Below are 19,463 nucleotides of genomic sequence, written 5' to 3' on the forward strand. Positions count from 1 at the left end.
CCGTAGAATAGGCGCGTACCATCATCACATCCGGCAATGCCGGAACAAGACCTCCGAGACCCCATGCACGGCTCCCGCCCCGCCATATATTCAGCCCTGCTTTTCGCCGCGCTGCTCGCCGCGTTCCTTGTGGTGTCGCCCGCCCATGCGCTGACGCAGAAAGAACGCAAGAACATCCTGTTCCTGAATTCCTATCACAACGGCTACTCGTGGTCAGACACCATCTTCGACGGAATCAAACAGACGCTGGAAGCAAGCGGCTACAGCATTGTCCTGCAAGTAGAATACATGGACTCCAAAAAGTTCCGGTATGAGGAAACGGTCCAGCCGCTGCTCAGCCTCTACCGCGACAAGTTCAGGGGCAAAAAGTTTGATGTCATCATCGTTTCAGACAACGCCGCCTTCGATTTCATCCTCGAATACGGCGAGCAGCTCTTTCCCGGCGTGCCCGCCGTATTCTGCGGCGTAAACGACTTCAACCCCGCTTCGGTGGCATCACGCAACATCACCGGCGTGGTAGAAAGCTTCGACGTTGCCGCCAATCTGGAATTCGCCCTGCGCATGCACCCTGCCATGCGCCGCATGGTGGTCATCGGCGACCAGTCCGTCACCGGGGTTGCCATAAGCACGCAGATACGCGAGGCACTCCCCGCCTTCCGCAACAGGCTGACCATAGAATTCTGGAACGACTACTCTCTGGACCAGATGCTGAACTGGGTGCGCAACGCCGGACCGGACACCTTCTTCTATTTCATCCCCATGTACCGCGACATAGACGGGCAGTTTTACTCCGCGCAGGAACTGCTCCAGCTGGTACGGGCAAGCACCGGCGCACCGCTCTATTCCAACTGGGCATTCCTGCTGGGCAGCGGCATCACGGGCGGCAAGCTGCTCTCCGGCGAGGCGCACGGCTCCACCGCCGCCAAACTGGCGATAGAGGTGCTCGGCGGCACGCAGCCCCCCGATATCCCCGTTATCCTGAGCGGCGAAGAGCAGTGGAAATTCGACTACACCGAGCTGAAACGCCTGCACATAAGCGAAAACCTGCTCCCCAAGGGCGCAACCATCATCAATGCCCCCAACCGCTTTTACGAACTGAACAAGCAGGTCTTCTGGACCATCATCGTCAGTCTGGTCATCCTCACCGTCACGCTGGTCATGCTGGTCATGAATATTCTTGAAAAGCGCTCGGTGGAACAGAAGATCAAAGACCAGCTTTCCTTCCTGCGGCTGCTTATGGACACCATTCCCATCCCCATCTACTCCAAGGATAAATACGGGCGATACAAGGAATGTAACGTGGCCTTCGAGCGGTTCTTCAACGTGACGCGCGAAGAGATACTAAACCGCAACGAATGGCAGTTGCAGGGCATGGGCCTTTCACAACTGCACGATTCCGTAGACAGCGCCCTGCTGCGCGAACCCGGCGTGGCCATATACGAGCAGACCATCACCCCGCCCAGCGGGCAATTGCACAATATCATCCTGCACAAGGCCACCAACATAAACGCCCGGTCAGAAATCGCAGGCCTTGTGGGCATCATCTTCGACTTCACCGACCGTAAGAAGGCAGAAGACAGCCTGCGTGCGGCGGAAGAAAAATACCGCTCCATCTTCGTCAATTCACCGCTGGGCATCTTCCGGCTCAAGCCGGACGGCGACCTTGTGGACATAAACCCGGCCCTCGCGCACATGGCCGGATATGCCACGCCGGAGGCCATGCTCGAATCGGATTCAGACATCCCCCGCCGCCTCATCAGCGACCTTACCCTCACGGGAGAAGGAGAAACAGGCGAAGAGGTGCGCACCTACGAAAAGGCCTTTTCCCGCAAAGACGGCTCCACCGTCATAGCCAACATTTCTGTCCGCATCATCCGCGACAGGCTGGGCAACGTAGACCTGCTGGAAGGCTTCGCGGAAAACGTGACCAAGCGCAAACGCGCGGAAAAGGCACGGCGCGAGTCGGAACGCATGCTCCAGTTGGTGCTGGACAACATCCCCCAGCTGGTCTCGTGGAAGGACAAAACCCTGCGCTACCTCGGCGCAAACAAATCCTTCTGCGCGTTTTTCGGACTGGACGGGCCGGGAGAACTCGCGGGCAAAACCAACCGCGACATCATGCCCTACCCGCCGGATGCGGAAGAACTGTTCGCCGCAGAACAGCGCGTGGTGGCAGAAAACAACGCCCAGTACCAGACCCGGCTTGCCATCACCGGGCCGCACGGCGAAATGGTATGGCTGGAGACCAACCGCGTTCCCCTGCATGGCGACGACGGCGAGGTCGTGGGCCTGCTCACGGCGGCAGAAGACATCACCCAACGCATCAATCTGGAACGCCAGTTGCTCCAGTCACAAAAAATGGAGGCCATCGGCACCCTTGCGGGCGGCATATCGCACGACTTCAACAACATCCTCACCTCCATCATCAACTCCGTAGAACTGGCCCTGATGGATATTGAAGAAGACTCGCATACATGGACCGACATGGTGCGCGCCCTGCGCGCAGCCCAGCGCGGCAGCCAGCTGGTAAAACAGATACTCACCTTCAGCCGTCCCTCCATGGAAGGCTTCATCACCACAAACATCAACGACGTGCTGAGCGAGGCTCTGGGCATCATCAAGGCCTCCATGCCCCGCAACATAGATATCCGGGAACACACGGAGCAGGTGCAGGCCGTAACCATGGCAGACCCCACCCAGATTCATCAGGTCGTCATGAACCTGTGCACAAATGCCTTCCACTCCCTGCGCAACTACGGCGGCGTGCTGGAACTTTCGCTGGACAAGACCCGTCTGGACGAAGAGGACGCCAAACTCATCAACGTCACGCCGGGCAACTATTTTGTGCTCTCCGTGGCGGACAACGGTCCCGGCATCGCACCGGAGATACTGGACAAAATCTTTGACCCCTTCTTCACCACCAAGGGCAAGACAGAAGGCACAGGACTGGGGCTGGCCGTTGTGCACGGCATCATCAAGGCCCACCGTGGCGGCATTCTGGTGCACAGCCGCCCCTTCCAGCGCACTGCGTTCGAAATATACCTCCCCAGCATGGAAGACGCGCAAAACCCGCAGGAAGCAGGCGTAAGCCAACCCCTGCACGGGGCAGGGCGCATCCTCTTTGTGGAAGATGACGAAGACCAGCTGCAGACCATTCCCCGTGTGCTGGAAAACCTCGGCTATACGGTGCAGGCTGCCGCCCACCCGGCCGATGCGCTTGCCATGCTGCAACACACCCCCACGGCGTGGGACCTGCTCATCACCGACTTTGACATGCCCGACATCAACGGGCTGGAACTGGCGGAAGAGGTGCTCGGCGTGGCCCCCGGCCTGCCCGTCATCCTCGTTTCCGGGCGCGATGTGGCCTCGCAGGGGGCGGGCACCATTCCCAACATCCGCAGCGTGGTCAGCAAGCCGTACAACCGTAATACGCTGGCAGAAGCCATCCGCAAGGTGCTTACCCGAACATGAGACCGGCCAAGAGACCAGTTGTGCGTCTGGTCATACCCTTGGCCATACCCTTGGTCATATGCACAGACATGCGCCCGGGCACAATCCCGGGCACGATTTGAGCCACAATATGGGGCATGCTCGCGGGCATGCTCTCTATGACCTCAGGCAAAGCAGGCCATGCCTCCCCTCTGTATGCTCCGACACCAAACAGAGGCTTTACAAGCGACCCGTTTCTGGGAATGATGCGGATGTGAGCATCACTGGCTTTTTGTAGAGCGGCATATGTTTGACCGCTCAACCCAACCACAAGACTTCCCAAGCAGACACCCATGCCCAACATCCTGATCATAGACGACGACCTCCACGTGTGCGAAACCCTCCAGAGTCTCGTCGCGCGTCTCAACTATACCGGCAGGGCGGCAAACACCATTGCCGCCGGACTCAAGGCGTTGCAGGAAGAACAGTTCGACGTGGTGTTTCTGGATATCCGCCTCCCGGACGGAAACGGCCTGAACGCCCTGCCCCAGATCCGCAGTGCCAAAGATGCGCCGGAAGTCATCATCCTCACCGGAAGGGGCGACCCGGACGGCGCGGAACTGGCCATTCAGGGCGGCGTGTGGGATTATCTGGTCAAACCCACCCCCATAAAGCAGACCACGCTCACCCTCAAACGCGCCCTGCAGTACCGTGAAGAAAAGCTGAGCAAAAGTCCGGCACCCGTGGTGCTGAATCTGGAAAACCTCATCGGCATAAGCGCCGCCATGCGGGAGTGCTTCAATCTGGTGGCACAGGCAGCCTCCACAGATGCCAACGTGCTCATCACCGGAGAGACCGGCACAGGCAAAGAGCTTACCGCCCGCACCGTACATGCAAACAGCCTGCGCCGTGACAACCGCTTCGTGGTGGTAGACTGCGCCGCCCTTACGGAAACACTGGTGGAATCAACCCTCTTCGGTCATAAAAAGGGGTCCTTCACCGGCGCGCAGCAAGATCAGGACGGACTGGTCAAGGTGGCGGACAAAGGCACCCTCTTTCTGGACGAAGTGGGCGAGATGCCTCTCTCCATCCAAAAATCCTTCTTGCGTTTCCTGCAGGAGCGGGTCTTCCGCCCCGTGGGCGGCACGCAGGAAATAAAGAGCGATTTCCGCCTCATTTCCGCAACCAACAAAGATCTGGACCAGATGGTGGAACGCGGCGAATTCCGCAAAGACCTGCTCTTCCGCCTGAAGACCATGCACATAGAACTGCCCCCGCTGCGCCTGCGCTGCGACGACCTCAAGCCCCTTGCCATGTTCTATGTGAACAGGCTGTGCGAGCAGTATGGCGTGCCCAACAAGGGCTTCTCCTCAGACTTTTTCGGCACGCTGGCAGGCAACGACTGGCCGGGCAACGTGCGCGAACTGTTCAACGTGCTGGAACGCGCCTTCGTTTCATCCGGCATGGAATCCATGCTCTATGCCATGCACCTGCCGCACGACCTGCGCATAAAGGTGGCCAAGGCCAACCTTTCCCGCACCCCCGGCGAGACATGCTCAAATACCTTTTCTCAGGTGCCCGCACCACCTGCTGCATCGTCAGCGGCCGGGGCATCCCCTGCTCTTTCGTCTGAAAAAACAGACACAGATTTCGAACAATCCCTCGCCGCGTCCCTTGCCGCCATGCACCTGCCGGAGCTCAAAGATATGAAAAAACTGCTCGAACGCCTGTATATCGAGGCGCTTATCGTCCAGACAGGCGGCAACGTGCAAGAAATCATCAGCCGTTCCGGGCTGTCCCGGTCGCATTTTTATGCGTTGCTCAAAAAGAATAATATCAACCTGTAATGTGCAGGCGGTAGACTCTGCAGGCTCCTGCGAGCCGGCCCTGCATCGGTTTTAGATATTGTTTGCGCATTCACTTTGCAGTATGATGTCCCACTCTCGCAGGGTGCGTCCGTTTTTTCAGACACACACCGGAGCATGATTTTTTCCTTCAAAGCCGCATCTGGCAAGGATACAGCCCGCATCATGCCAGCCAGCTAAGTCAGGCGCGCTTCCGGGGCATGCTTTTTTTCAGACTCGCAAAGCGGCTCTAGCCCGGCCAAATTCTGCCCAAAGGAGGTAACAAGGCGAAATAAAAACATTTTCTCATATCGCGCAATATGGCATATTTTTTGTTAAAGCACCCACGGTTCACCAGCCAACCAAACAGCCGGGGCGAGACGGGGAAAAACTCGCGCCGAAGCCGATGATCATATCCTGATCACTGCCTGGGGATGGCAACCGGGGCAGCATGACACCATGCTTCAAGGTTAGACAAAGGAGTTATCGAATGGCCAAAACGATGAAGACTATGGATGGCAACACCGCCGCCGCGTACATTGCGTACGCACTGAGCGACACCGCCGCCATCTACCCCATTACTCCCTCCTCCAACATGGGCGAAGTCGCCGATGATTGGGCCGCGCAGGGCAAGAAGAACCTCATGGGCCAGACCGTGTCCGTCCGCCAGCTGCAGTCCGAGGCAGGCGCAGCAGGTGCAGTGCACGGTTCTCTGGCTGCGGGCGCACTCACCTCGACCTTCACTGCGTCGCAGGGTCTGCTCCTCATGATCCCCAATATGTACAAAATCGCCGGCGAACTTCTTCCCGGCGTTTTCCATGTCTCCGCACGCGCTCTGGCCTCCCATGCACTCTCCATCTTCGGTGACCATCAGGACGTCATGGCTTGCCGCCAGACAGGCTTCGCCTTTCTGGCATCCAACTCCGTTCAGGAAGCAATGGACATGGCGCTTGTCGCCCACCTTGCCGCCATTGAGTCCAGCGTTCCCTTCTGTCACTTCTTCGATGGCTTCCGCACCTCCCACGAGCTGCAGAAGATTGAAGTCATCGACTATGAAGACATCGCCAAACTGGTGAACTGGGAAAAGGTTGAGGCTTTCCGCCACAACTCCATGAACCCGGAACACCCGCATATCCGCGGAACCGCCCAGAACCCGGATATCTACTTCCAGGCCCGCGAAGCCTGCAATCCCTACTACATGGCAGTGCCCGGCCACGTAGAAGCGGCGATGAAGAAGGTCGGCGACCTGACCGGACGCAAGTACAAGCTGTTCGAATATGTTGGTCACGAGGAAGCCGAGCGCGTCATTATCTGTATGGGCTCCGCCAACGAGACCATTGAAGAAGTGGTCAACTACCTGCTCGCCAAGGGCGAGAAGGTGGGCCTCATCAAGGTCCGCCTGTACCGTCCCTTCTCCGCAGACCACCTGCTGCAGGTGCTGCCCGCCACGGCAGAAACCATCACCGTGCTCGACCGCACCAAGGAACCCGGCGCACTGGGCGACCCCCTGTACATGGACATCTGCACCGCCTTCATGGAACGCGGCGAAATGCCCACCATCATCGGCGGCCGCTACGGTCTCGGTTCCAAGGAATTCACCCCCGCCGACGTGCTGGCCGTGTACAACAACATGAAGGTGGCCGGTCCCAAGAACCACTTCACCGTGGGCATCACCGACGACGTGACCAGCTCCTCCCTTGAAGTGGGCGGCGTGCTCGACACCGTTCCCGCAGGCACCGTGCAGTGCAAGTTCTTCGGCCTTGGTGCCGACGGCACCGTGGGCGCCAACAAGGAAGCCATCAAGATCATCGGTGACAACACCGACATGTACGCGCAGGGCTACTTCGCGTACGACTCCAAGAAGTCCGGCGGCTTTACCGTTTCGCACCTGCGCTTCGGCAACCAGCCCATCCAGTCCACCTATCTGGTGAACAACGCAGACTACGTGGCCTGCCACAAGTCTGCCTACGTGAACCAGTACGACGTGCTGGAAGGCATCAAGCCCGGCGGCACCTTCGTGCTGAACTCCAACTGGACCCTTGAAGACATGGAGAAGGAACTGCCCGCCTCCATGAAGCGCACCATCGCCAACAAGGGCCTGAAGTTCTACAACATCGATGCAGTGAAGATCGCATCCGAAGTGGGCCTCGGCGGCCGCATCAACATGGTCATGCAGACCGCGTTCTTCAAGCTCGCCAACGTCATGCCCTTCGAAAAGGCCATCGAACTGCTGAAAAAGTCCATCCACAAGGCTTACGGCAAGAAGGGCGAAAAGATCGTCAACATGAACGTCCAGGCCGTGGACAAGGCCGTGGATGCCCTTGCTGAAGTGAAGTACCCCGCCGCATGGGCCACCGCAGAATGCTGCACCGCCGTGGCGGACGACGCTCCCGACTTCATCAAGAACGTGGTTCGTCCCATCCTCGCCCAGCAGGGCGACAAGCTGCCCGTCTCCTCCTTCGAGCCGGACGGCCTGTTCCCCGTGGGCACCGCCGCCTTCGAAAAGCGCGGCGTGGCCATCAACGTGCCGCAGTGGCTGCCGGAAAACTGCATCCAGTGCAACCGTTGTTCCTACGTGTGCCCGCATGCCACCATCCGTCCCTACCTTGCCACTGCCGATGAACTGGAAGGCGCTCCGGCCTCCTTCGTCACCGTGGAAGCCAAGGGCAAGGAACTGAAGGGCCTGCAGTACCGTCTGCAGGTATACGCTCAGGACTGCCTCGGCTGCGGTTCCTGCGCCGATGTGTGCCCCGCCAAGGAAAAGGCGCTGGTCATGCAGCCCATCGAAACCCAGCTCGGCGAGCAGGTGCCCAACCTTGCCTTTGCCGAAGCCAACATATCCCTCAAGACCGACGTCATGGAGCGCGACTCCCTTAAGGGTTCGCAGTTCCAGCAGCCGCTCATGGAATTCTCCGGTGCCTGCGCAGGCTGCGGCGAAACCCCCTATGTGAAGCTGCTCACCCAGATGTTCGGCGAACGCATGATCGTCGCCAACGCCACGGGCTGCTCCTCCATCTGGGGTGCCTCTGCGCCCACCACGCCCTACACCGTAAACCAGGACGGCCACGGCCCGGCATGGGGCAACTCCCTGTTCGAAGACGCAGCCGAATTCGGCTACGGCATGGGCATGGCGTTCAACCAGCGCCGCGCACGTCTGGCCGATCTGGTGAAGAAGGCCATAGACACCGTTGAAACCGCCGAAATGAAGTCCGCTCTGGAAGCATGGCTCGCCGCCAAGGAAGATGCCGATGGCTCCAAGCAGGCAGGCGACGAAGTGCTCACCCTCATCGAAGCCGGCGTGGAAGAAAGCGCCCTGCTGGATGAAATCCACTCCATGGCCGACCTGTTCACCAAGAAGTCCGTATGGATCTTCGGCGGCGACGGCTGGGCCTACGACATCGGCTTCGGCGGCGTGGACCACGTTCTCGCCTCCGGCGAGGACATCAACATCCTCGTCATGGACACCGAAGTGTACTCCAACACCGGCGGACAGTCCTCCAAGGCTACCCCGCTCGGTTCCATCGCCAAGTTCGCCGCCTCCGGCAAAAAGACCGGCAAGAAGGACCTCGGCCAGATGGCCATGACCTACGGCTACGTGTACGTCGCCTCCGTTTCCATGGGCGCGAACATGAACCAGGTCATCAAGGCCTTCAAGGAAGCGGAAGCGTATAAGGGCCCCTCGCTCGTCATCTGCTACGCTCCCTGCATCAACCAGGGCATCCGCAAGGGCATGGGCAAGTCCATGGAAGAAGGCAAGCTGGCCGTGGAAACCGGCTACTGGCCGCTCTACCGCTTCAACCCCGAACTGGCCGACAAGGGTGAGAATCCCTTCAAGCTGGAAAGCAAGGCTCCCAACGGCAAGCTGCAGGAATTCCTCTCCGGCGAAAACCGTTACGCCATGCTGGAAAAGATGGCTCCCGAAGAGTCCAAGCGCCTGCGTACCCTTATCGAGAAGGAATACGAGGAGCGCTTCCTCTACCTCAAGGCTCTGAGCGAACTGCCGGGCATACATGTTGACGCATCCGCGGCAACCCCCGGCTCCGCTGCCAAGAAGGACGGAGGCGAGTTCTGCACCACGACCGAGACCCCTGAGCACGCCAAGCCGGAATCCGGCGCAGCCTGCGACGATGGCCGCGGCGCGAAATAACTGATTAATGGCCGTGCGGGCATGCCGGGCCGGACGTTCCGGCCCGGCACCCGCACTTGAATTGTAGCAACCGTATAACTGCCTGAAGACTCCGAGCGCCTGTTCTGTGGGTGATGCGCGTCACGAAGCATATGCCGGCTTCCGTGAAAAGCGATCTGGGCGCAACCGGATATTCGGCACAACCGTACCCGTAAGGGATGTGTGGTTTCGTTAGGCAGTTCGGCAAGGAATACGCAAAAACAACGCCGGGTACCACGGTTCAGGAAAAGCACAGGGCATCGCTGCAATTGTTGCCCCGTAAACTGCCCCGAACAAGATTGCGGTACCTCAGCGTCACAGCCTTTCCTGATCGATACTGCAACAAGAATTAACAGGAGGAGTTGGAAAAATGCATGCTTTCTTGGCTTTTACACCAATCCTGGTCGTCTTCGTTCTGCTGGTTATGATGCGCTGGCCCGCCAAACACGCCATGCCCGTTGTTTGGCTTTACACCGGTGCCATGGGCATCTTCCTCTGGGGAATGGACGTCACCAGGGTTGTTGCCTCCAGCCTTCAGGGTGTTTTCATTGCCGCCACGATCCTCTACATCGTGTTCGGCGCAATCCTGATGCTTAACACGCTTACCTTCAGCGGCGCAGTGACCACCATCCGTCAGGGCTTTATGGATATCAGCCCCGACCGCCGCATTCAGGCAATCATCGTGGCCTTCCTCTTCGGTGCGTTCATCGAAGGTGCAGCCGGCTTCGGTACTCCTGCGGCCATTGCCGCCCCCCTGCTGGTCGTGCTGGGCTTCCCGGCCATCGCCGCCGTCCTCATGGCTCTGATCATCCAGAGCACCCCGGTGTCCTTCGGTGCCGTAGGTACGCCCATCCTTCTGGGTGTGCGCACCGGTCTGGATGCCGCCCCCGTGCACGCCATGCTCGGCACTGAAAAGTTCACCGACCCGGCCTTCATGGCTTACCTGCTGAAGATCGCCTCCAACGTGGCTATCTTCCACGGCATCATCGGCACCCTGATTCCCACCTTCCTGTGCATCATGCTCACCCGCTTCTTCGGACAGAACAAGTCCTGGAAGGAAGGTCTGGAAGCAGCTCCCTTCGCCATCTTCGCCGGTCTGTGCTTCACCATTCCTTACATGATCGTGGGTGTGACCCTCGGCCCCGACTTCCCGTCCCTCATCGCTCCCCTCTTTGCTCTGCCCGTGGTCATCACGGCTGCCAAGAAGGGCTTCCTGGTTCCCAAGCGTGTATGGGACTTCCCCCCGGAATCCCAGTGGGGCTCCGACTGGATGGGCAGCCTGAAGGCCGACTCCAGCGAAAAGAACGGCAAGACCAAGGTTTCCCTGCTCGCCGCTTGGGTTCCCTACCTGATCGTTGCCCTGCTGCTGGTGCTCAGCCGTACCTGGGCCCCGCTCAAGGCTTTCCTGACCAGCCCTGCGGTGACCATCAACTACAGCAACATCCTCGGCACCGGCCTGTCCACCAACGCTCAGATGCTGTACCTTCCCGGTACCATCTTCATCGTGACCGTGGCCCTTACCTTCTTCATCCAGAAGATGCGTAGCGAAGATATGGTCAAGGCCATCGGCGTTTCCGCCAAGACCATGGTCGGTGCCAGCGTGGCCCTCGGCTTTGCCGTGCCCATGGTGCGTATCTTCATCAACTCCGGCGTGAACGAAGCCGGCCTTGCCAGCATGCCGCTGACTCTGGCCAACGGCGTTTCCGCCATTGCCGGTACCGCATGGCCCGCCTTCGCATCCATCATCGGTGCTCTGGGCGCGTTCATCGCAGGCAGTAACACCGTCAGTAACATGATGTTCTCGCTCTTCCAGTTCGGCGTTGCCGACCAGATCGGTGCCCCCGCCACCATCATCGTGGCCCTGCAGGCCATCGGCGGTGCAGCGGGCAACATGATCTGCGTGCACAACGTCGTGGCCGCATGCGCCACCGTCGGCCTTGTGGGCGTGGAAGGCAAGCTCATCAAGTTTGCTCTTATCCCCATGACCTACTACGTGGCATTCGCAGGCATCCTTGGCCTCATCGCGGTTTCCATGGGTCTGGGTTTCTAGCATGAATACAGGGGCGCGGAACACCCGCGCCCCTGTCCTAAATTTTGCACCGCAGCACCCGCCTGTACCAGTGCACCTGCGGTGCCATGAAGTTGAAATAACGCCGTATTCTCCGCACAGTCGCTTTTTCCGGGTGGTGCGCCCACAGCACACGGAAAAGGGCTGGCAGAAAGAATAGGCAGAAAGAGCAGGCCGCATGACACGGCTGTAAACGGAAAGGGCGTAACGCGGACGCAAGCCGCCCACCTCCCGCAGACCCCATGCCCCCAAGCTCTTTCAAGATATGTTCTACCCCCCGTCTCTTGTCGGGAGCGGGATGCGCGATACCCGCTCCCGGCAATCAAGACGGTGGTGCTCCCAGCAAACGTTGGTCAACGGAGCGGTCTACCACAGGTTGCTCCGTCTTTTTTCACCGCTCCTGCCTCCCGTTGCCGGATATCGGGGCAGAAAGCGGCAGACCCTAAAACGCCCTTTCGGAGGAACTTCTCCATGCTCAGTGAATCGCTCATCAAGGAATTCAAGTCCATCGTAGGCGACGAAAACGTCTTCACCACCGAAGCCGACCGTCAGTCCTACTCGTACGATTCCGCCGTGCTCGAACCTGTTGTCCCCGCATTGGTTGTTCGCCCGACCAATTCCGAGCAGCTCGGCAAGGTCGTTGCCCTGTGTAACGAGAACAACAACCCCATCACCGTGCGCGGTGCAGGCACCAATCTTTCCGGCGGCACCATCCCGGACAAGCGCGACGGCATCGTGGTGCTCACCAACGGCCTGAACAAAATTCTGGAAATCAACGAACAGGACCTCTACGCCGTGGTACAGCCCGGTGTGGTCACCGCCAAATTCGCCGCAGAAGTGGCCAAGCGCGGCCTCTTCTATCCCCCGGACCCGGGTTCACAGGCTGTCTCCACCCTCGGCGGCAACGTTGCAGAAAACGCGGGCGGCCTGCGCGGTCTCAAGTACGGCGTTACCAAAGACTACGTCATGGGCATGGAGTTCTTTGACGTGAACGGCCAACTGGTCAAGACCGGCTCGCGCACCGTCAAGTGTGTCACCGGCTACAATCTTGCCGGACTCATGGCCGCTTCCGAAGGCACCCTCGGCGTATTCAACGAAATCATCCTCAAGCTCACCCCGCCCCCGGCAGCCTCCAAGGCCATGATGGCCGTGTTCGACGACGTGAACAAAGCTTCCGAGGCCGTGGCAGGCATCATTGCCGCCCACGTGGTTCCCTGTACCCTCGAGTTCATGGACCAGGCCTGCATGCGTTACGTAGAAGACTTCACCAAGGCCGGTCTGCCTGTAGATTCCGCCGCCATCCTGCTTATCGAGGTGGACGGACACCCCGCACAGGTGGCCGATGAAGCCGAAACCGTGGTCAAGGTGCTGGAAAAGACCGGCGCCACCAAGATCGTTGTCGCCAAGGACGCCGCAGAAAAGCTCAAGCTGTGGGAAGCCCGCCGCAACGCGCTGCCTTCCCTTGCCCGCGCCCGTCCCACCACCGTGCTGGAAGACGCCACCGTGCCGCGCTCGCAGATCCCGGCCATGGTCGCCGCCATCAACAACATCGCCAAGAAGTACGACATCCAGATCGGCACCTTCGGTCACGCCGGTGACGGCAACCTGCACCCCACCATCCTGTGCGACAAGCGCGATACCAAGGAATTCCACCGCGTGGAAGCAGCCGTGGACGAAATCTTCGACGTGGCCCTTTCGCTCAAGGGCACCCTTTCCGGTGAGCACGGCATAGGCATGGCCAAGTCCAAGTGGATGGAGAAGGAAACCTCCCGCGCCACCATCGAGTACTCGCTGAACATGAAAAAGGCCATTGACCCCAAGAATATTCTGAACCCCGGCAAGATCATTGCGGGGAGGTAAATCATGGCCGATCTGAACAAACTCGCAAAAATGCTCCAGGAACTGGACGACATGATGGTCGCCTGCATGAAGTGCGGCATGTGCCAGGCTGTCTGTCCCGTATTCACGGAAACGATGAAGGAAGCGGACGTTACCCGGGGCAAGATCGCCCTGCTGGAAAATCTTGCCCACGAGATGATCCGCGACGCAGACGGCGTGCAGGAACGGCTGAACCGCTGCCTGCTGTGCGGCTCCTGCGCCGCCAACTGTCCGTCCGGCGTGAAGGTCATGGATATCTTCCTGCGCGGCCGCACCATCGTGAACACTTACATGGGCCTTTCGCCCGTCAAAAAAGCTATCCTGCGCGGCATGGTGGGCAACCCCAAGCTGTTTAACATGCTGCTGGACGTCGGTTCCAAGTTCCAGGGCATCTTCACCTCGCAGGCCAACGAACTGCTCGGCTCCTCGTGCTCCAAGTTCCTTTCGCCCATCATAGGCGACAGGCACTTCTCGCCCCTTGCCAAGCAGTCGCTGCACAGCAAATACGGCACCATAGACATCCCCACGGGCAAGTCCGGCATCCGCGTGCTGTTCTTCCCCGGCTGCGTGGCGGACAAAATGTACACCAAGGCGGGCGAAGCCTGCCTTAAGGTCTTCCGCCACCACGGCGTGGGCGTGTGGATGCCCGCCGCACAGGCCTGCTGCGGCATTCCGGCCCTTTCCGCCGGTGACCGCGTGGCCTACGACAAGATGGTCAAGTTCAACGTGAACATCTTTGCAGACGGCGACTACGACTACATTGTCGCGCCGTGCGGGTCGTGCATTTCCACCATCCACGAGCTGTGGCCCCAGTTCGCAGGCGAATACCCGGAAGACCTGCGTAACAAGATCGACCGCATTGCGGCCAAGGCCATGGATATAAACAAGTTCGTGGTAGATGTGCTGGGCGTCAAGCCTGCAGAGGCACCCAAGGGCGGCACCAAGGTCACCTTCCATGACTCATGCCATCTGAAAAAGAGCCTCGGCGTGGCCACGCAGCCCCGCGACCTCATCCGCATGAACCCCAACTATGAACTGGTAGAGATGAACGAAGCCGACCGCTGCTGCGGCTGCGGCGGCACTTTCAACCTCTATCACTACGATCTTTCCAAGAAGATCGGCGAACGCAAGCGCGAGAATATCGTTGCTTCCGAAGCAAAAATAGTGTCCACAGGCTGCCCTGCGTGTATGATGCAGATGACGGACATGCTGTCGCAGCATAATGACAGCGTGGCCGTGAAACATAGCATTGAGATATACGCAGAAACGCTCTAATGTACTACAATGCATCCGCCCCTCACGGGAGGGGCGGATGCCTGTCCGTCTCGGGAATGGGTCCCGTTACGCCCCGGAGCCGGCATCACGCCCGGCAAGTGTCTGGATATGCAAGGAGCCTCAACCGTGTCCAACAACCTGTACATCACTGCCACGGAATCCAAGAGCGGCAAATCCGCCGTCGTGCTGGGCATGATGCAACTACTGCTCAGGGATGTCCGCAAAGTCGCCTTCTTCAGGCCCATCATCAACAACCTCAAGCAGGAAACGCGTGACCACGATATCAATCTCATCCTCACGCATTTCGGGCTGGACATCCCCTACGAGGATACCTACGCCTACTCCCTGCACGAAGCACGCGAACTGATCAACCACGGTCAGCACGCCACGCTGCTGGACAACATCCTCAACAAGTACAAGAAGCTCGCAGACAACTACGACTTCGTGCTGTGCGAGGGAACCGACTTTCTGGGCAAGGATGCGGCTTTCGAATTTGACCTGAACGCAGACATCGCCGCCAACCTGGGCTGTCCCGTGGTGGTGGTAGCCAACGGGCAGGGCAAGGGAACGGAAGAGATCATCAGCTCCACCCAGCTTACCATCGACTCGCTGGAAGAGAAGGGGCTGGATATCGTCTCCGCCGTCATCAACCGGGCCGATGTCGCCTCGGTAAACGCCGAGCAGATCATCGGCTCGCTGCTGTGCAAGACCCGCTGCACCAATCCCCTGTGCGTCTATGTCATTCCGGAGGAGCCCACCCTCGGCAAGCCCACCATGAATGACGTCAAAAAATGGCTCAAGGGCACCGTGCTCTACGGTCACGGCCGTCTGGACACACTGGTGGACGACTACCTCATCGCCGCCATGCAGATAGGCAACTTCCTCGATTACGTGAACACGGGCAGCCTCATCATCACCCCCGGCGACCGCAGCGACATCATCATCGCCACCCTTGCCACGCGCCTGTCCAACGCCTATCCCGATATTTCCGGCATCGTCCTCACAGGCGGCCTGGAACCTGCGCCCAACGTCCACCGCCTTATCGAAGGCTGGACAGGCGTCCCCGTGCCCATCCTGCTGGTGAAGGAGCACACCTACCTCACCACCCAAATCCTGAACGACCTGTACGGAAAGATTGACCCCGAGAACGATCGTAAGATAAACACCGCCCTCGGCGTGTTCGAGCGGCATGTGGATACGGCGGAAATCGCCCGCCGCGTCATCGGCCGCAAGTCTTCCAAGGTCACCCCCAAGATGTTCGAGTTCAACCTCATCGAAAAGGCCAAGCGCAACAAAATGCGCATCGTGCTGCCGGAAGGCACGGATGAGCGCATCCTGCGCGCTGCCGAAATTCTGGACCGGCGCGGCGTGGCCGAAATCATCCTGCTGGGTGATGCGGACGAGGTGGGCAAAAGGATTTCCGAACTGGGTCTGGACCTTGGCGATGTGCAGATCATGCAGCCCAATCTGTCTCCCAAGTTCAACCAGTATGTGGAAGCCTACTACGAATTCCGCAAGGCCAAGGGCATCAGCATGGAACAGGCGCGGGACGCCATGAGCGACCCCACCTACTTCGGCACCATGATGGTGAAGATGGACGATGCGGACGGCATGGTATCCGGTGCCATAAACACCACGGCCCACACCATCCGCCCGGCGTTCGAATTCATCAAGACCAAGCCTGCGGCCTCCATCGTCTCGTCGGTGTTCCTCATGTGCCTCAAGGACCGGGTGCTGGTGTTCGGCGACTGCGCCGTCAACCCCAACCCCTCCTCGGAGCAGCTTGCGGAAATCGCCATCAACTCGGCGGAAACCGCCCGCATCTTCGGTGTTGAGCCGCGTATCGCCATGCTCTCGTACTCCACCGGCTCGTCCGGCAAGGGCGCAGACGTGGAAAAGGTTATCGAAGCCACACGCATAGCCAAGGAACGCGCACCCGAACTGCTGCTGGAAGGCCCGCTCCAGTACGATGCCGCCATCGATGAATCCGTTGCCGCCACCAAGCTGCCCAATTCGCAGGTTGCGGGCAAGGCCACGGTCTTCATCTTCCCGGACCTGAACACCGGTAACAACACGTACAAGGCGGTGCAGCGTGCCGCCAATGCTGTAGCCATCGGTCCCGTGCTGCAAGGTCTTAACAAGCCCGTTAACGACCTTTCCCGCGGCTGCACGGTGCCGGATATAGTCAACACCGTCGCCATAACCGCCATTCAGGCGCAGGCGGAAAAAGGACTGCTGTAGCAGCCCCCAAGGAATCAGGAACCATGAACGTACTCGTTATCAACTCCGGCTCGTCTTCCTTTAAGTACCAGCTCATCGACATGAACACCGAGGCATCGCTGTGCTCCGGCCTTGTCGAGCGCATCGGCGAAACTCAGGGCAAACTTACCCACAAAGTCATGCCCGGCACCGCTGAAGAGAAGAAGTTCACCGTAGAACAGCCTTTCCCCGACCACGTGGCAGGCATGAAGACCGTGGTGGACATCCTCACCGACCCCGAGCGCGGCGTCATCAAGGACAAGTCGGAAATCCACGCCATCGGTCACCGCGTGGTGCAGGGCGGCGAAACCTTCTCCAAGTCCGTGGTGGTGGACAGCGTTGTCCGCGCCGCCATCCACGACAACATTCCCCTTGCCCCCCTGCACAACCCTGCCAACCTCTCCGGCATTGAAGTGGCGCAGGAACTCTTCCCCGGCGTGCCCTCCGTGGCCGTTTTCGACACGGAATTCCATCAGACCATGCCCGCCAAGGCATACCTGTACCCGCTGCCCACCAGCCTGTACAAGGAACTGAAGATCCGCCGCTACGGCTTCCACGGCACCTCGCACCGTTTTGTCACCAAGCAGGCAGCCAAGTTCCTCGGCAAAAAGGCAGATGAGGTCAACCTCGTCACCTGCCATCTGGGCAACGGCTGCTCCATGGCTGCGGTCAAAAACGGCCAGTGCATTGATACCAGCATGGGCATGACCCCCCTTGCCGGTCTGATGATGGGCACCCGCTGCGGCGATATAGACCCCGCCATCCTGCCCTTCCTCGCAGAGAACAAGGGCCTTACCATCAAGGAAATCGACGCCATCCTGAACAAGGAATCGGGCCTCAAGGGCGTGTGCGGCATGAACGACATGCGCGACATCCACACCGCCCGCCTTGAAAAGGGTGACGACAAGGCCCAGCTTGCCTTCGAAATGTTCTGCTACCGCATCAAGCAGTACATCGGCGCCTACATTGCCACCGTGGGCCCCATCGACGCCGTGGTCTTCACCGCCGGCGTGGGTGAGAACGATGAATACATGCGTGCCGAGGTCTGCAAAGACATGGAACATCTGGGCATTGAAATCGATCTGGAAGAAAACAATACCCGCCGCGGCGTTGCCCGCTCCATCAGCAAGGGCGGCAAGGTGCAGGTGCTGATCATTCCCACCAACGAAGAACTGGAAATCGCACAGGCAACCGTGGACGTGCTGAAGGGCTAATCCCTTTCAGACCGGTTCTGCATTCCCGGGGCGGGGCTGTGCGCAGCCCTGCCCCTTTGCCTTTACCCGCCGCGCGGCACGCACAGAAGGAAGAACGGCATGAACGGCATCTACATCGCCTCCACCGGGGTTTTTGCGGGCAAAAACATCACCACGCTGGCTCTGGGTCTCTCCCTGCAAAAGCAGGGTCTGCGCGTGGGCTACATGAAGCCCGTGGGCGCGCTGCCCGTCACCGTGGACGAGGTGCAGGGCGATGAAGACGCCATGCTCATCCGCGAGGTGCTGGGGCTGGAAGCCGCCCCGGACATGCTCACCCCCGTGCTCATCCCCCACAACCTGCGCGCCACCCGGCTGGGCGAATGCGGCAACTGCATGCAGCGGGTGCGCGATGCGTATGCCGCCCTCTCCCGCGACAAGGATGTCATGCTGGTCTGCGGCAGCGGCTCCTTCCTGTACCGGGGCAAGCATCTGGGCGTAGACGGGCTTGCCGTCTCCCGCGCGCTGGGGCTGCAAACCCTGCTGGTAGACCGTTACGACACCACCCTGCACTACGACGCGGTGCTCACCATCCGCGAGCAACTGAACGATTCCCTGCTGGGCGTGCTCTTCAACGACGTGCCGGACCACTTCATGCGCGATGCGGAAGAAATTCTGGTGCCCTACCTGAGAGACAAGGGCATAGACGTGCTGGGCATCATCCCGCGCGATCCGCTGCTCAACGCCATCAAGGCATCGGAACTGGCGTGGCGGCTCGGCGGCAAAATCATCTCCGGCAACGCCCACTCCCAGCGCATCATCGAAGATTTTCTCATCGGCACCATGCAGGTGGAAAACTTCATGGCCCATTTCCGCAGGCAGCAGCACTCCGCCACCATCGTGGGCGGCGACCGGACAGACCTGCAACTGGTCGCGCTGGAAGGCGACTGCCCCTGCCTCATCCTCACCGGCAACATCACGCCCAACGAACTGGTGCGCGCCCGCTCGGAACAGAAGGGCGTCCCCGTCATTCAGGTCAGTGCAGATACCTACACCGTTGCCAAGCACATGGAACACATTCTGGGCAGCCAGAAACTGCGCGAACTGGTCAAGATAGAGCGCGCCGCCTCACTGGTCGGCAGCGTGGTGGATATGCAGCGTATCCGCGCTGCCGTAGCCCCGTAGCATCCGTGTCCCCCGCTTTCCCCGTTTGCTCCTGCCCCTTCCCGCGCCCCTCTGCGGCGCAGCGTAACCGTTTTGCCATGCCTGCGTAACGCTACGGCGACTGCTCCATGAATATACTGTGGAAATCTGCATCTCATGCAGGGCCTGTCCTCGGTATTTCATAACAAAAG

At 59.7% G+C, this 19,463-nt stretch carries 9 protein-coding genes; all 9 read left to right on the top strand.

All coding sequences use genetic code 11. The annotated features are described in order from the left end of the window. Positions 1 to 63 precede the first annotated feature (63 nt). The gene (locus HUV26_RS04905) at positions 64 to 3,471 is read left to right on the top strand and encodes a PAS domain S-box protein (protein WP_174408998.1); all 3,408 of its coding nucleotides are present in this window, start codon (positions 64 to 66) and stop codon (positions 3,469 to 3,471) included. Between the two features lie 311 nt (positions 3,472 to 3,782). Next, positions 3,783 to 5,276 (top strand): sigma-54-dependent transcriptional regulator, encoded by a 1,494-nt coding sequence (locus HUV26_RS04910; RefSeq protein WP_174408999.1) that lies wholly within the window; start codon positions 3,783 to 3,785, stop codon positions 5,274 to 5,276. Positions 5,277 to 5,763: 487 nt separating this feature from the next. After that, on the top strand, positions 5,764 to 9,420 hold the full coding sequence (nifJ, locus tag HUV26_RS04915; protein WP_174409000.1) for a pyruvate:ferredoxin (flavodoxin) oxidoreductase: 3,657 nt from the start codon (positions 5,764 to 5,766) through the stop codon (positions 9,418 to 9,420). 388 nt (positions 9,421 to 9,808) lie between these two features. Beyond that, positions 9,809 to 11,488, top strand: a complete 1,680-nt coding sequence (locus tag HUV26_RS04920) for an L-lactate permease (RefSeq protein WP_174409001.1) — start codon at positions 9,809 to 9,811, stop codon at positions 11,486 to 11,488. A gap of 489 nt (positions 11,489 to 11,977) precedes the next feature. Then, positions 11,978 to 13,366, top strand: coding sequence for an FAD-binding oxidoreductase (locus tag HUV26_RS04925; protein ID WP_174409002.1), 1,389 nt, complete (start codon positions 11,978 to 11,980; stop codon positions 13,364 to 13,366). Between the two features lie 3 nt (positions 13,367 to 13,369). Continuing rightward, complete coding sequence (locus HUV26_RS04930; RefSeq protein WP_174409003.1) at positions 13,370 to 14,659, top strand: (Fe-S)-binding protein; 1,290 nt, start codon at positions 13,370 to 13,372, stop codon at positions 14,657 to 14,659. Positions 14,660 to 14,785: 126 nt separating this feature from the next. After that, a complete protein-coding gene (pta, locus tag HUV26_RS04935) occupies positions 14,786 to 16,900 on the top strand; it encodes a phosphate acetyltransferase (RefSeq protein WP_174409004.1) in 2,115 nt (704 codons plus the stop codon). A gap of 23 nt (positions 16,901 to 16,923) precedes the next feature. Continuing rightward, entirely contained in the window at positions 16,924 to 18,132 is a 1,209-nt protein-coding gene (locus HUV26_RS04940; protein WP_174409005.1) for an acetate kinase, read from the top strand. Between the two features lie 99 nt (positions 18,133 to 18,231). After that, positions 18,232 to 19,293: a phosphotransacetylase family protein gene (locus HUV26_RS04945; protein WP_174409006.1), complete on the top strand. Its 1,062-nt coding sequence runs from the start codon at positions 18,232 to 18,234 to the stop codon at positions 19,291 to 19,293. The last annotated feature ends 170 nt before the right edge of the window (positions 19,294 to 19,463 follow it).

Origin of the sequence: Desulfovibrio psychrotolerans (genome assembly GCF_013340305.1) — a bacterium.
Taxonomy (GTDB): Bacteria; Desulfobacterota; Desulfovibrionia; order Desulfovibrionales; family Desulfovibrionaceae; genus Halodesulfovibrio; species Halodesulfovibrio psychrotolerans.